This window comes from Lactococcus sp. FSL W8-0209, from assembly GCF_038006585.1.
GTDB classification, from domain to species: Bacteria; Bacillota; Bacilli; order Lactobacillales; family Streptococcaceae; genus Lactococcus; species Lactococcus lactis.
In genome coordinates this window covers 1712732-1726935 of sequence record NZ_JBBOVN010000001.1, presented here as the reverse complement: position 1 = coordinate 1726935, position 14204 = coordinate 1712732, and the positions used below count along the sequence as shown (strand labels likewise).

The following is a 14204-nucleotide window of genomic DNA, read 5'->3' as shown; positions in this document are numbered from 1 at the left end:
ACAGTTTTTTTGCATTTTCAATTAGGATAATTAAAGCAAATTCTTCAATATTCAGGAACTTCTTCCTTGCCAGCAGCAACATCAATCATTTCTTTAGAAAGTGGTTTTTCGGGCATAAATAGACCGAGAATCAATGAAAGAATCATTAAGGGAACAATCCAGAAAAAAGTTCTCCCAAAAGAATGGCTATTGGTCAGGATAATGGCAAAGATTGCCGAAGCAAAAGACCCACCAAGACTCTTGAAAAAATTGAGGGCGCCAGTTGCTGCACCAATTTGTTGATAAGGAACTGCATTTTGTCCAGCCACAAGAGCTACTTGAATCATAGCACCTTGCCCAAAGCCCATGATAAATAAAGCCAACAAAATCAGCCAGAGCGCTGTATGAGCAGCTAGTCCAATTAATAAAAGACTTGCTAGACCAATCAATAAACTACCGAGTACAGCTAAATATTTGTAATGTCCCGTGTGAGCAATGACTTCTCCAAAAAGACTGGAAGCAATCATTAAACCAATCAGCATGGGAATGATACTAGAACCAGCCGCCGTTGCTGAATAGCCACGAATTTCGGAAAAATACATGGGCGTAAAAACCATGCCCACAAAGAGTGCTGCTGTTGCCAAGAAAAATTGCAGACTTGAGATAGAAAATATACTAGATTTGAAGAAAGAAATGGGTGTGATTGGTTCTTTAGTATGACTTTCAACAAAAACAAAGGCAATAAGAGATAATAAAGCAACAAGGAATAAGGAGATGATTTGCAAAGAAGCCCAAGCAAAAGTAGAACCAGCAAGCGATAAGGTGAGCAAAAGCGTTGTAGTCCCAACTGTAATCAAAAGACTTCCTGAAATATCAATTTTTACTCCTGAATCATGGTTAGGATTAGCTAATTTCAAATAACTTGCGATTAGAATTAAAGAAAGAATACCAATAGGCAAGTTGATAAAGAAAATCCAGTGCCAACTAAAGATATCCGTGATAAATCCCCCAAGAAATGGTCCAGCAATCAGAGCCACAGCAGGAACAAGCCCAGCAATTCCTAAATAACGAGAACGTTCGCGAGCAGGAACTAAATCAGCAATGACCACCATACAGAGTGTATTTAAACCACCTCCGCCAATTCCTTGAAAGGCGCGAGCAATGATGAGAAACCAGATATTATCAGAAATTCCCGAAAAAAGTGAACCGATAAGAAAAATGCCGAGTGCGATTTGCAATATGGCTTTACGACCAAATAAATCGCCGAGTTTTCCAAAAATTAAGGTAGTTACTGCCGAAGTCAAGAGATAAGCAGTCGTCACCCAGGTGATTTGGTCGCTATTTCCAATCGCCCGAGCAATGGTCGGAAGGCTTGCAGCCACAATCGTTTGGTCAAGGGTAGCAATAAATAAAACGAGCATGAGCGGAATCATAAGAATCCAAAGTTTTTTATTTTTCATATTAAGATGTGATTCATCTAGCTTTAGAGAAGACGAACACAGTTCCTTTCCAAGAAATTAAGTAACTGAGTTACTTTTTATCTTTATGAAAATGATTATACTCGGTTACTTTTTGCTTGTCAAGAGAAAAAGTTACCGAGTTACTAAAAATGTGTTATACTAGAATTATGAGTAAAAGAGAAGATAAAAAGATGGCTAAAAGATTGGAAATTCTCACAAAATCAATGCATCTTTTTGAAGAAAAAGGCTTTGATAACGTAACTGTGCAGGAGATTGCTAATGAATGTGGAATCGCCAAAAAAACACTTTTTCAATACATTTCATCTAAAGAAGAGCTCGTTTTTGATAATGAGGGTGAACTTTTAGAATTGATTATTAAAGTTTTAAAAGAAATTCCAGCTGATAAAATCTGGGAAACTTACAAAAATTGCCTCTTGAATACTTCGGCGAATAATGAAAAAGAAGTTTTTTTTAATCTGCCAGCGATTATTGAAGAAAGTGATATTTTAAGACGCCGTCTACTTGAGATGTGGCATACTTACGAACAAGAGTTGACCAAATTTCTTAATGAGGAAAACACTTTTTCTTTATTATCATCTGAGATTCTTGCGGCTCGCATGGTTTTAGCCTTACGATTACTTTTTGCTGAAAAATATGAAGTCAATGAAATCTTAAATCAGATTTAAAAAACACTGTTTTGATAAACAGTGTTTTTTAATTATGCTTTTGCTTTTTTTCGTAAGAATAGCGTTAAAATGAAACCTACAATAACGAAAAGGAGGAGTAACCAGAAAGTATGGTGGAAGGCAGTTAGATTTGCTTGTAAAGGAGAAAGTCCAGTCTGTTTTTTGATTTGACCACTTAAAAATGCTGTCAAAAAGGCAATGGCAAATGAGTTGACTACTTGCATCATTTCATTTGTTAGTGGAGTAACTCGACTGATATTTTTCATTGGAACAGATTGAAGGGCGTGGTTATTAACTTGCATATTGACCAGACCTTGACTTAAACCAAGTAAAATAATAGCACAAAGTGTGAAAGCTAAAGAAGAACTAGGTTTAATTTGACTAAAAAGACTAAGACTTATAGCTCCCAGAGTAAAACCCGGCAGAACTGCAGCTTTTGTCCCAAATTTATCAAAAATACGCCCACCGATTGTCATTCCTAAAAAACTAGCAATTGCCTGCGGAACCATGATTAGCCCTGTATTTTTAGAAGAAAGTCCAACGACATTTTGTAAGTAAAGTGGGACAAGAAGCATGGCCCCGAAAACAACGATTTGATTGAGCCACATGAGCGAAATTCCTTTTGTAAATTCAGGAATTACAAAAGCTCGAAGGTGTAAAAGAGGATTCTCAACACGTAGTTCAACAATAATGAATAAAAGCAACATGATTATACCAAGGCCTACAAAAGAGAGGGCAGTAGGATTTGACCAGCCTTTATCTGTCCCAACGTGTACACCATAAATTAAAATTGGAAAGGCAAATGGAGAAAGAAGAGCCCCTTTTAAGTCAATTTTACTTGCTTTATTTGCCGGAAAATTTGGGAGAAAGAGGAGAACAAAGATTAGGGCTAGAACTCCAACCGGAAGATTAATCAAAAAGACAGTTGACCAATTGAAGTGTTTAACTAAGAAACCTGAAAGTGCAGGACCTATTGTTGGAGCGAGCAACATTGGTAATCCTAGAAGACCCATCATTGAACCTCGTTTTTCCATTGGAATAATTTTAAATGACATTCCAATTCCGATTGGAGCAACAACGCCACCAGTTAAACCTTGAGCAATTCTCCAAATAATAAGACTTTGCAGTGAGTGAGCATTAGCTGCAAGAAATGAAGCGATAGTGAAAAAAATGATTGCTAAAGCAAAAACTTTTTTATCTGAAAAGCGGTCTCCCAAAAATCCAGCAAATGGAATAACTGTGGCCATAGCTAAAGTATAAGCAGTAATGACCCACTGACTATTTGAGAGATTTTGATGGAAAGCAGACTGGATATGCGGAAGAGTGACATTCATAATGGTTGTATCCATCATTACTAAAAGCATTCCAATTGCAATTGTTAAAACCGCAGGTAAGACTTTTTTTAAATTAAAATCATTAGTATTATTCATAAAGAACCTTCTTTTATATTTTTAGAACACCGTTCGGTAAAAATAATACCATTGTTCTAAAATAAAGTCAAGAAAAAAACTTCCTCAGGAAGTTTTTTATAAATTAATTAATTTTAAGCATTTTTTCAATTCCTGAAATAATAAGCTGTAAACCAAACTCAAAACTTTCAGAGGAGCCAAGACTGGTGAGGCTTTCAGTTCGCCAATATTTGTCGAGAAAAGGAGCCAGTTGTACCAGAGGAATTTTGACAGTAGAAACGGGTTTTTCGGGTTGCTCTACTAAACGATCACTATCTATTTTACTGGTGTAAATAAAATTTAGAAAAAGGTTAATGGTGTAAAATTTGTGATCATCAGAAAGCTTGAGATCATCTACAATCATTAAAAGTTTATCAAAGAGCCGAAGATAGTTCTCAGATTCTGGTGGATAATCCATCATCAATTGTGCGAGGTTTGGATAAGCTTCTAAAACAGCATAAATATTTTTACCATAGACGAAAAGGCGGTCTTGCCACGTTTTCTCATTTGCTGGAAAAATAATTTCAAGGCTTGCTTTATCAATAAGTTCTGCAAAAAGTGCTTCTTTATTTGAAAAATGGTAGTAAAGAGAAGACACTGTCATTCCTAGCCGACTAGCTAACTTACGCATTGAAAATTCTGTGAGAGGAAGTTCTTCTAAAAGTTCCCAGCTGCTACTAATAATTTTATCTTTGGTTGGTTGAGTCGCCATAAGTTTTCGCTTTCTTTTTCTACTTAAATTTATTTTACATGTTTTTAATGAAAATTGCGATAGAAAAGCTGATAAACAAATTTGTCATTTAAAAATTTCAAGAGGAAAACTCTGGCTAGAATTGAGTAAATACCGAACAATCTCTCTTCTTATTTGTTGAAACTTTTGTTCAGGCTTTTTCTTTTATCACAAATCTTTTAAGATAGAATTATAAGATATATAAAGCAAGAAAAGATAGATGAGCTATCGTCACTTTGACTTTTATTATTCGTTCAAGATTTGTTGAATAATAAATAAAATAGCTGAATACACAAGTTTGTGTATATAAAAAGCGTTTGGAATATCGGAGAAATGATGAAAATTTTGGTAATTGGTTCTGGCGGCCGCGAACATGCCTTAGCAAAAAAATTTATGGAAAGTCCTCAAGTTGAAGAAGTCTTTGTAGCTCCAGGCAATTCAGGAATGGAAAAAGATGGAATTCAAATAGTTGATATTTCCGAACTATCTAATGATAAATTAGTTGAATTTGCTCAAAATCAAAACATTGGACTAACGTTTGTTGGCCCAGAAACTGCTTTGATGAATGGCGTCGTCGATGCTTTTATAAAAGCAGAATTACCAATTTTTGGGCCAAATAAAATGGCCGCAGAGCTAGAAGGTTCTAAAGATTTTGCAAAATCAATTATGAAAAAATATGGGGTTCCAACGGCTGATTATGCTACTTTTGATAGCTTAGAGCCTGCTCTTGCATATCTAGATGAAAAAGGAGTTCCTCTTGTTATTAAAGCTGATGGGCTTGCTGCTGGAAAGGGTGTGACGGTTGCCTTTGATATTGAGACCGCTAAGTCAGCTCTGGCCGATATTTTTTCTGGTAGTCAAGGAAAAGTTGTGATTGAGGAATTTCTTGATGGTGAAGAATTTTCTTTATTTAGTTTTGTCCATGACGGGAAAATATATCCGATGCCGATTGCTCAAGACCACAAACGAGCTTTTGATGGAGATAAAGGCCCTAACACAGGGGGAATGGGGGCTTACTCACCGGTCCTACATATTTCTAAGGAGGTTGTAAATGAGGCTCTGGAAAAAGTTGTTAAACCAACAGTAGCTGGAATGATAGAAGAGGGCAAGTCATTTACAGGCGTTCTTTATGCAGGTTTAATTTTGACAGAAGACGGAGTCAAAACAATTGAATTTAATGCACGCTTTGGGGATCCTGAAACCCAAGTTGTTCTCCCCCGTTTAAAAAGTGACTTAGCTCAAGTAATTATTGATATTTTAGCTGGAAATGAGCCAACATTAGAATGGCTTGAGTCTGGTGTGACTTTGGGTGTGGTTGTTGCTGCAGAAGGCTATCCTAGTCAAGCAAAACTGGGACTTATTCTTCCAGAAATTCCTGAAGGTTTAAATGTTTATTATGCAGGAGTTTCCAAAAATGAAAATAATCAATTAATCTCTAGTGGAGGCCGAGTTTATCTTGTTTCTGAAACGGGAGAAGATGTAAAAAGTACACAGAAATTGCTTTATGAAAAACTTGATAAATTGGAAAATGATGGTTTCTTTTATCGTCATGATATTGGTTCACGAGCAATATAAAAATTTTGGTTAAGAAAAAAGAAGAGGAAAAATGGCAGAAGTAGCAATTATCATGGGTTCGAGCTCAGATTGGGCGACAATGAAAGAAACAGCAAAAATTTTAGATGACTTCGGTTTAGCTTATGAAAAAAAGGTCGTATCCGCACACCGAACACCAGCTTTAATGGCTGAATTTTCGAGCCAAGCCCATGAGGCAGGTTATAAAGTTATCATCGCGGGTGCTGGTGGAGCCGCTCATTTGCCAGGAATGGTAGCTGCTCAGACCCTCGTCCCAGTCATTGGTGTTCCAATAAAATCGCGAGCTTTATCTGGTTTGGATTCACTTTATTCGATTGTTCAAATGCCGGCAGGGGTTCCTGTAGCGACAATGGCAATTGGAGAGGCTGGAGCAAAAAATGCTGCTTTATTTGCTTTGCAACTTTTGGCGAATACAAATGAGAATTTATACCAAAAATTGTTGGTCTATCGGGCTGCTGCACAAGAAATGGTTGAGGAATCAAACAAAGCATTACTTTAAAAAGAGTTCAAAAGTTGTAGGATTTCAAATAATGAAGGGTAGGAAGACTTGTGATAAAGAATACAAAGCAAACAATTGGTATTATTGGTGGAGGTCAGCTTGGACAGATGATGGCAATTGCTGCTCAATACATGGGACATAAAGTCATTACACTTGACCCAAATCCAAACTGTTCTGCGGCAAAAGTATCTGATGAACTGATTGTTGCACCTTATGATGACGTTGAAAACTTATTAAGACTCGCCTATGCTTGTGACGTCATTACTTATGAGTTTGAAAATGTATCAGCAAAAGCTTTGCACGAAATTGAAGACTGTGTAAGGATTCCTCAAGGAATACGTCTGTTAGAGATTACGCAAAATCGTCGCTTTGAAAAAGAATTTTTGACCAACGAAGCTAAAGTTAATGTTGCACCTTGGCAACTCGTAGATTCAGCGGAAAAACTCCCAGAAACAGTAACTAGAAAACAAGTTTTAAAAACAACAACTGGAGGCTATGACGGTCATGGACAAGTGGTTTTAAATGCTGATAAAGACTTGTCAGCAGCTAAATCACTGACAGAACTTTCAGAATGTGTTTTAGAAGATTTTATTTCTTTTGAACGTGAAATTTCTGTTATTATTAGTGGAAATGGTCACGAATATGTGGTTTTTCCTCTAGCTGAAAACGAACATAGAGAAAACATCTTACATCAGACGATTTCTCCGGCTCGTATATCTGCTGAAATTACTGAGAATGCTTATAAAATTGCGACCTCAATTGCGGAAAAATTAGAGCTATCTGGCGTGCTTTGTGTGGAAATGTTTTTAACAGCAGATGGTCAAATCTATGTCAATGAACTAGCACCAAGACCACATAATAGTGGCCACTTTACCATTGAAGCTTGTGATTTCAACCAATTTGATTTGCATATTAAAGGGATTTTAGGAGAAGACCTACCAGAACCTAAACTTTTGAAACCTGCCATTATGTTGAACGTTTTAGGGCAACACGTTGAGGCAGTTAAGAATCTTAATCATGAGCATGCCGATTGGCATCAACATGATTATGGAAAAGCAGATGCTAAACATAACCGAAAAATGGGACATGTGACAATCTTAACAAATGATTTTGACCAAACGATTAATGAAATTAAAGCAACTAAAATTTGGGATTAATAAAAATACTTGGTAAAAGCCAAGTATTTTTTTTATTTGATTTAGGTATGATAAAATGACAACATTTCCCCTGAAAAATAGAACAAAACAGTAAGATAAGATTCTTAGAAAGCGATATCATTAACTTGTTAAAAATAAAGAGTCTAAAAATGACTACTTGTTTTTTCAAAGTTTTTTTCTAAATAATATTGCAAAATATCAAAAGAGCCTCTATCAGAATAAAAAACTTGATTATCAATTTTATCTTGATTGAAAGTCATATAGTTGAGATTTGGGAAGAGTACACTATTTTTTCTAAATTCCTTCGGTAGAACACCATAAGATTTAAGAAAAGCGGTGTTGAGCGTTCTGATATCTGAGAAACCACACATGTAAGCAATATTTAATAAATTATCTTTAGAAGAAGAAAGTAATGTTCTTGCTTTTTCAGAACGAATCTTATTTAAATACTCGTTGAAATTAATCCCAAAATTACTTTTAAAGAAATGGGAAAAATACGTTCTGGAAAGTCCTTCATGCGAAGCAATCATTTCTAAAGAAATTTTATGGTCGTAGTTTTCATGAATGTAAGAAGAAATTCTCTCCATTCGTTCTTGGAGATCCATTAATTTATTTTGTTCAGAACTGCTTAAAATACTGTATTCAGAAATACTTAATAAGCGATCTAATAAAAGGGAAGTATATCCGTGAGTACGCAAGGAATTATTCTTATCATCAGCAAAATAACTTAAAGCCGCTTGTAAGAGTAATTTTAAAGTTTCAGGTTGATTTTTTAGATTGAAAGGATGATTTTCAAAATAAATTTTATCCAGCTGAGGGAAGATAATTTTAAAAATTTCTGATGAAAACTGTAGAATCAAAAGTTTCATAGAGTCGCTTGAAGATAGTTCGTGAACTTGGCAACTATTAAAGATAATTGCCTGTCCAGCTTTGATTTCAAAGCATTGCTCTTGCGTTATTACCTGACCAGCCCCTTCTAAGACAAAAGCTAATTCAATGTCAAAATGAAGGTGAGGTTTTCTGTAAGTAATATCGACAAGTAAAAAATTAAGATTATTTATTTTTGAATGATAAATATTCTCTAATTCGTTTTTCATGTTCATTCTCTCCTAATCACTATTATTATGACATATATTACAAGAAATGTATAGTAGTAATTACGAGTTTGAAAATAATATTAATATCATAAAGAGGAGGAGCTATAAAAATGGCTTACTTTAACGACATCGCACCTATCAAATACGAAGGTACAAAAACTAAAAATATGTTTGCCTTTCGCCATTATAATCCAGAAGAAGTAGTTGCTGGTAAAACAATGGAAGAACAACTTCATTTTGCCCTTGCATTTTGGCATACAATTACAATGGATGGGTCAGATCCCTTTGGGGGAGCAACAATGGAACGCCCTTGGGATTTGGAAGGTGGTTCTGAACTTGACCGTGCTCACCGTCGAGTAGATGCTTTCTTTGAAATTGCTGAAAAATTAGGTGTTAAATATTATTGTTTCCATGATATTGATATTGCACCTACTGGAAATTCTTTGAAAGAATTTTATGCTAATTTGGACGAAATTACTGACCACCTTCTTGAAAAACAAAAAGCAACAGGGATTAAATTACTTTGGAATACAGCAAACATGTTTTCAAATCCCCGCTATATGAATGGTGTTTCAACTTCTAATCGTGCTGAAGTCTTTGCTTATGGTGCTGCACAAGTTAAAAAAGGTCTTGAACTTTCTAAAAAACTCGGTGGTGAAAATTACGTCTTCTGGGGTGGTCGTGAAGGTTATGAATCACTTTTGAATACAGATATGGGTCTTGAAATGGATCATATGGCAAAATTCTTCCATTTGGCAATTGATTATGCAAAATCAATCAACCACTTGCCCATTTTCTTGATTGAACCAAAACCAAAAGAACCAATGACTCACCAATATGATTTTGACTCAGCAACAGCTCTTGCTTTCTTGCAAAAATATGATTTGGACAAATATTTCAAACTCAATCTTGAAACAAATCATGCTTGGTTGGCTGGACACACTTTTGAACACGAATTAAATACTGCTCGTACTTTCAATGCTTTGGGTTCTATTGATGCCAATCAAGGAAATTACTTGCTTGGTTGGGATACAGATGAATTCCCAACACTTGTTATTGATATCACACTTGCGATGCACCAAATTCTTTTGAACGGTGGACTTGGCAAAGGTGGAATTAACTTTGATGCGAAAGTACGTCGTACAAGTTTCAAAGCAGAAGATTTAATTCTTGCTCATATTGCAGGGATGGATACTTATGCGCGTGCTTTGAAAGGTGCAGCAGCAATCATTGAAGATAAATTCTTGTCTGATATTGTTGACGAACGTTATAGTTCATACAGAAATACAGAAGTTGGTCAATCCATTGAAAATGGAACAGCAACTTTTGAAAGTCTTGCCGCATTTGCACTTGAATATGGTGATGATATTGAACTTGATTCTAATCACTTGGAATACATCAAATCAGTATTGAATGACTATCTTGTTTAAAACTAAGAACTTAAAAGAGGGCGAGGAATTCCTCCTCGTCCTTCTCTTTTATTATGAGGAATAATAATGACTTACGTGTTAGGAATTGACTTAGGAACATCAAGTCTTAAAGGAATTTTGATGGATGAAGTTGGTAATTTAATTACAACAAAATCTGCTGAATACCAAATTGATACGCCCAAACAAGGCTATTCTGAACAACGTCCAGAATATTGGATTGTGGCACTTGAATCAGTACTGACCGGTTTGTCAGTAGAAATTTCAGATTTTGGTCAGCAACTTGCAGGTATTAGCTTTTCGGGGCAAATGCATTCATTAGTCGTTTTAGATGACAATAATAAACCAGTTTATCCAGCAATTCTTTGGAATGATGTGAGAACAAGCAAACAATGTCAAGAAATTACTGACAGACTTGGTCAGCGACTTTTAGAGATTACAAAAAATATTGCTCTTGAAGGATTTACCTTACCAAAAATTCTTTGGCTCCAAGAAAATGAACCAGAGGTTTGGTCAAGAGTTAAAAAAATAATGTTGCCAAAAGATTACTTGAGCCTTTGGCTGACAGGAAATATTTATACCGAATTTTCTGACGCAGCAGGAACTTTACTTTTAGATATTGAGAAAAAACAATGGTCAGAGGAAATTACTGACGCATTCAATATTGATATGGAAATTCTACCTGAATTGATTGAATCCACTGACCGAACAGGATTTGTCAAAGCAGAAATAGCTGAACGCTATAAACTGACAAATGAAGTAAAAGTATTTGCTGGTGGAGCCGATAATGCTGCCGCCGCTCTGGGTGTTGGTTTAATCAATGAAGAAGTGGGCTTGATTTCAATGGGAACCTCCGGAGTCGTTTCCGCTTATGAACCTAAAATTGCAGATTATAAAGGAAAACTTCATTTCTTTAATCACACGGTTCCGGGTGCTTATTACTCAATGGGAGTAACCTTGGCTGCTGGAAATTCTTTAAACTGGTATAAGGAAACTTTTGGAAAAGGCTTGAGTTTCAATGAACTTTTGTCAGAAGTTTACACAGTTTCTCCTGGTTCAGAAGGATTGCTCTTTACGCCATATATTGTAGGTGAAAGAACACCACATTTTGATTCAAAAATTCGCGGAAGTTTTATAGGAATTTCTGCTCATCATGAACAAAAACATTTTTCAAGAGCAGTGCTTGAAGGAATTACCTTTTCATTGCGTGATTCTAAAGATATCATGGAAAAAACGAAAAACAAGAAGTTTAAACGTTTGATTTCCGTAGGTGGGGGTGCGCAAAATCCCGACATTATGCAAATGCAAGCAGATATTTTTAATTCTGAAATGATTCGCTTAACGGTTGAGCAGGGACCGGGACTTGGTGCTTGTATGATTGCTGCTTTTGGTTGCGGACTTTTTGATAGCTTAGAAGCGGTCACTAAAGCTTTTGTTCATTACAAGGAAGCCAGTTTCATACCAAATCCAAAAAATGTAGCACGTTATGAGCAAATTTATCAAATTTGGAAACAAGTTTATAAAAATACCTCTGAAATTTCTCATCAATTAGTACAATTCAATGACGAAGGTTAATTATGACATTTACCATTTCCAAAGAATCTTTGCCTTTTAGAGCTGACAAATCAATTAGTCAGATTACATTATCAAATGAACGACTCACCATCGTTGTCCATGATTATGGAGCAAGAGTCCATCAACTCCTCACTCCTGACAAAAATGGAACATTTGAAAATATTCTTTTATCCAAAAACAATTCCGAAACCTATGCAAATGATGGAGGATATTATGGTGTAATTTGCGGTCCAGTTGCCGGGCGTATTTCAGGTGCTACTTATGATTCTGTCAGTTTAGAGGCAAATGAAGGAAAAAATAATTTACATTCAGGAAGCCATGGCTGGGAAAGACAGTTTTGGTCTTATGAAACTTTTGAAACAGCATCATCTCTTGGCATTAAACTAAGTTTAAGAGATGAGGAGTCCGGTTTTCCAGGTCAAATCCAAGCAGAAGTCACTTATAAATTAACTGACAATAAGTTAGAAGTGACAATATCAGGTCTGTCAGTAACTGACACAGTCTTTAATCCGGCTTGGCATCCTTATTTTAATCTGTCAGCAGAATTATCAACGACTCATGAGCATTTCATTCAAGCAAATGTTGACTTTCTGGTTGAAACCAATCAAGAGAATATACCAACTGGTCGTCTTCTAAATGTTGACGACAGTTCTTATTCCATTAAAGAAAGCGTTTCAATCAAAAAACTTTTAAAAGATAATCCCGTAGGACTAGATGATTGCTTTGTTTTTAATCCCAAAGGAGATAAAAGTTTAATGCTTTATGACCCTTTATCTGGTCGGAAACTAGTAGCTCAAACTGATAGACAAGCGGTCGTGATTTACACAGCCACAAATCCAGAAATAGAGTCAATGATTAATGACAGACCAATGTCCAAAAATCGCGGAATTGCTATTGAATTTCAAGAAATACCTGACCTTGTTCATCATCCTGAATGGGGAACGATTGAGCTTAAAGCAGGTCAAAAAAAGACTTTTATAACAGAATATCTATTTACAACGGATTAAAAATTTACTGACAGACTCATCAGTAAAAATAATTTTAATAAAATAATAGGAGGGATGTACTCAAAAATGAGTAATAAAATCAAACAAGTTCAACATGATGAATATCATGAACTAACGCTTGGAGAACGTATTGGTTATGGAATGGGGGATTTTGCACAAAACCTTGTCTTTGGGACTGTTGGTGGATTTTTAGCACTCTATATGACAACAGTCAATGCGATTGGTACTGCAACAGCCGGTTTTATTTTTCTGTTCGTGCGAATTATTAATGTATTTTGGGACCCAATGGTTGGGACTTTTATTGATAAAAGAACATCAAAAGCAGGAAAATATCGACCTTGGCTTTTAAGAGCAGGTATTCCTCTAGTGATTTTAGCTGCCTTACTTTTTGCACCTCTACCAGGTGTTAAAGGGTCTGTCCCCTTTGCTTTTATCGTTTATTTTGCCTTAGACTTAGTATATTCAGTTGTTAATATTCCTTATGGTTCACTTAATGCATCATTAACTCGTAATCCGGAATCCGTTGATAAGCTGACAAGTACACGGATGATGTTGGCAAATGGAGCAAATCTCTTAGTCTATACCCTCTTTCCAATGTTTGTTCAAATGGCAGCACCGAAAGAAAGAAGTCTTAAAGATACTGGATTATTTGGCCTTAAACTTCATATGGGGAATTATACTGATCCCTCAGCGGGACATGCTTGGTTTGGAGTTTACTCAGTTTATATGATTATTGGTGCAATAGCTTTATTCCTATGTTATAAATTGACCAAAGAACGTGTGGTTGCAACAGCAGAACAATCGGCAGAAGTTAAAACAACTGACCTCTTCCTTGAATTAAAGAACAATCGTCCACTTGTGATTCTAGGGATTTTCTTCATGTTAGCTTTCACTTTCATGTTTTTCATGAATACTGTAAATGGTTTCTTTAATCAATTTGTTGTTGGACATTCAGAATGGATGGGAGCCATCGGCCTCATCGCTTCAATTCCAGGAATTGTTTTCCCAATCTTTTGGCCTCGTTTAAAGAAAATTTTCGGTAAAAAAGGTTTCTTTCATCTTTTTATCGGAATGTTCATTGTTGGAGAAATTTTGACATATATTTGGTCCCTTAATGGAATGCATGATGCCCTCTGGTTAGCTTATGTTGCAACCTTTATTAAACAATGGGGCTTAACTTCAGCAACAGGATTCATGTGGGCATTAGTTCCTGAAGTTATCGCCTATGGAGAACTCAAATCGGGTAAAAGAAATGCTGCGATTATTAACGCAATCATGGGACTTTTCTTCAAAATTGGTTTTACATTAGGTGGAGCGATTCCACTTTGGTTCTTAGCACCTTATGGTTTCAATGAGACAGCAGCACATCAACATGCTAACGCCCTAGCTGGTATAAATCTCACAGCAATTTGGATTCCAGCCGTTCTTGCTCTTGTATCAATGATTATTATGCAACTCTATCCAATTTCTGATAAAGATGTAACAGAGATTAATCAACAGCTTGATGAAAAACGTGCTCAACTTAAGGAAGCGGAATAATTTATAT

12 protein-coding genes are annotated in these 14204 nt (G+C 35.8%); 8 read left to right on the top strand and 4 right to left on the bottom strand.

The genetic code is table 11. From position 1 onward, the window contains the following. Positions 1–44: 44 nt before the first annotated feature. A complete protein-coding gene (locus MKX45_RS08480) occupies positions 45–1439 on the bottom strand; it encodes an MDR family MFS transporter (protein WP_057720793.1) in 1395 nt (464 codons plus the stop codon). A 191-nt stretch (positions 1440–1630) separates the two neighbouring features. Here MKX45_RS08480 and MKX45_RS08475 point away from each other — a divergent pair, with 191 nt between their 5' ends. Then, positions 1631–2125: a TetR/AcrR family transcriptional regulator gene (locus MKX45_RS08475; protein WP_340817024.1), complete on the top strand. Its 495-nt coding sequence runs from the start codon at positions 1631–1633 to the stop codon at positions 2123–2125. A gap of 32 nt (positions 2126–2157) precedes the next feature. Here MKX45_RS08475 and MKX45_RS08470 read toward each other — a convergent pair whose 3' ends face one another. Together MKX45_RS08470 and MKX45_RS08465 are read right to left on the bottom strand one after the other, a co-directional pair. Then, positions 2158–3555 carry an MDR family MFS transporter gene (locus MKX45_RS08470; RefSeq protein WP_057720791.1) on the bottom strand — a complete coding sequence of 466 codons (1398 nt, stop codon included), beginning with the start codon at positions 3553–3555 and terminating at the stop codon, positions 2158–2160. Between the two features lie 103 nt (positions 3556–3658). Continuing rightward, the gene (locus MKX45_RS08465; RefSeq protein ID WP_057720790.1) at positions 3659–4285 is read right to left on the bottom strand and encodes a TetR/AcrR family transcriptional regulator; all 627 of its coding nucleotides are present in this window, start codon (positions 4283–4285) and stop codon (positions 3659–3661) included. A 354-nt stretch (positions 4286–4639) separates the two neighbouring features. Between MKX45_RS08465 and purD the strand changes: the two genes are divergently transcribed. From purD to purK, 3 genes are read left to right on the top strand one after another with little or no spacing between them, the layout of a single operon-like run. Beyond that, on the top strand, positions 4640–5878 hold the full coding sequence (gene purD / locus MKX45_RS08460; RefSeq protein ID WP_057720789.1) for a phosphoribosylamine--glycine ligase: 1239 nt from the start codon (positions 4640–4642) through the stop codon (positions 5876–5878). Positions 5879–5909: 31 nt separating this feature from the next. Beyond that, a complete protein-coding gene (gene purE, locus MKX45_RS08455; protein ID WP_029344063.1) occupies positions 5910–6395 on the top strand; it encodes a 5-(carboxyamino)imidazole ribonucleotide mutase in 486 nt (161 codons plus the stop codon). A gap of 50 nt (positions 6396–6445) precedes the next feature. Then, on the top strand, positions 6446–7552 hold the full coding sequence (purK, locus tag MKX45_RS08450) for a 5-(carboxyamino)imidazole ribonucleotide synthase (protein ID WP_081037492.1): 1107 nt from the start codon (positions 6446–6448) through the stop codon (positions 7550–7552). A gap of 143 nt (positions 7553–7695) precedes the next feature. Here purK and MKX45_RS08445 read toward each other — a convergent pair whose 3' ends face one another. Next, complete coding sequence (locus MKX45_RS08445) at positions 7696–8649, bottom strand: AraC family transcriptional regulator (RefSeq protein WP_042230458.1); 954 nt, start codon at positions 8647–8649, stop codon at positions 7696–7698. A 110-nt stretch (positions 8650–8759) separates the two neighbouring features. On the opposite strand from MKX45_RS08445, the gene xylA reads away from it, so the two are divergent. From xylA to MKX45_RS08425, 4 genes are all read left to right on the top strand, one after another. Further along, complete coding sequence (xylA, locus tag MKX45_RS08440; RefSeq protein ID WP_057720788.1) at positions 8760–10079, top strand: xylose isomerase; 1320 nt, start codon at positions 8760–8762, stop codon at positions 10077–10079. 66 nt (positions 10080–10145) lie between these two features. Next, positions 10146–11651, top strand: coding sequence for a xylulokinase (gene xylB / locus MKX45_RS08435; protein ID WP_254255801.1), 1506 nt, complete (start codon positions 10146–10148; stop codon positions 11649–11651). A gap of 2 nt (positions 11652–11653) precedes the next feature. Further along, on the top strand, positions 11654–12658 hold the full coding sequence (locus MKX45_RS08430; RefSeq protein ID WP_057720786.1) for an aldose epimerase family protein: 1005 nt from the start codon (positions 11654–11656) through the stop codon (positions 12656–12658). A gap of 54 nt (positions 12659–12712) precedes the next feature. Continuing rightward, the gene (locus tag MKX45_RS08425) at positions 12713–14197 is read left to right on the top strand and encodes an MFS transporter (RefSeq protein ID WP_340817022.1); all 1485 of its coding nucleotides are present in this window, start codon (positions 12713–12715) and stop codon (positions 14195–14197) included. The last annotated feature ends 7 nt before the right edge of the window (positions 14198–14204 follow it).

Excerpts from the sequence above, each read along its gene's own strand:
- MKX45_RS08470 (WP_057720791.1), bottom strand. The coding sequence starts at position 3,555 with ATGAATAATACTAATGATTTTAATTTAAAAAAAGTCTTACCTGCGGTT.
- MKX45_RS08480 (WP_057720793.1), bottom strand. The coding sequence starts at position 1,439 with ATGAAAAATAAAAAACTTTGGATTCTTATGATTCCGCTCATGCTCGTT.
- MKX45_RS08445 (WP_042230458.1), bottom strand. The coding sequence starts at position 8,649 with ATGAAAAACGAATTAGAGAATATTTATCATTCAAAAATAAATAATCTT.
- purE (WP_029344063.1), top strand. The coding sequence starts at position 5,910 with ATGGCAGAAGTAGCAATTATCATGGGTTCGAGCTCAGATTGGGCGACA.
- MKX45_RS08465 (WP_057720790.1), bottom strand. The coding sequence starts at position 4,285 with ATGGCGACTCAACCAACCAAAGATAAAATTATTAGTAGCAGCTGGGAA.
- MKX45_RS08425 (WP_340817022.1), top strand. The coding sequence starts at position 12,713 with ATGTACTCAAAAATGAGTAATAAAATCAAACAAGTTCAACATGATGAA.
- MKX45_RS08475 (WP_340817024.1), top strand. The coding sequence starts at position 1,631 with ATGGCTAAAAGATTGGAAATTCTCACAAAATCAATGCATCTTTTTGAA.
- xylB (WP_254255801.1), top strand. The coding sequence starts at position 10,146 with ATGACTTACGTGTTAGGAATTGACTTAGGAACATCAAGTCTTAAAGGA.
- xylA (WP_057720788.1), top strand. The coding sequence starts at position 8,760 with ATGGCTTACTTTAACGACATCGCACCTATCAAATACGAAGGTACAAAA.
- purD (WP_057720789.1), top strand. The coding sequence starts at position 4,640 with ATGAAAATTTTGGTAATTGGTTCTGGCGGCCGCGAACATGCCTTAGCA.
- MKX45_RS08430 (WP_057720786.1), top strand. The coding sequence starts at position 11,654 with ATGACATTTACCATTTCCAAAGAATCTTTGCCTTTTAGAGCTGACAAA.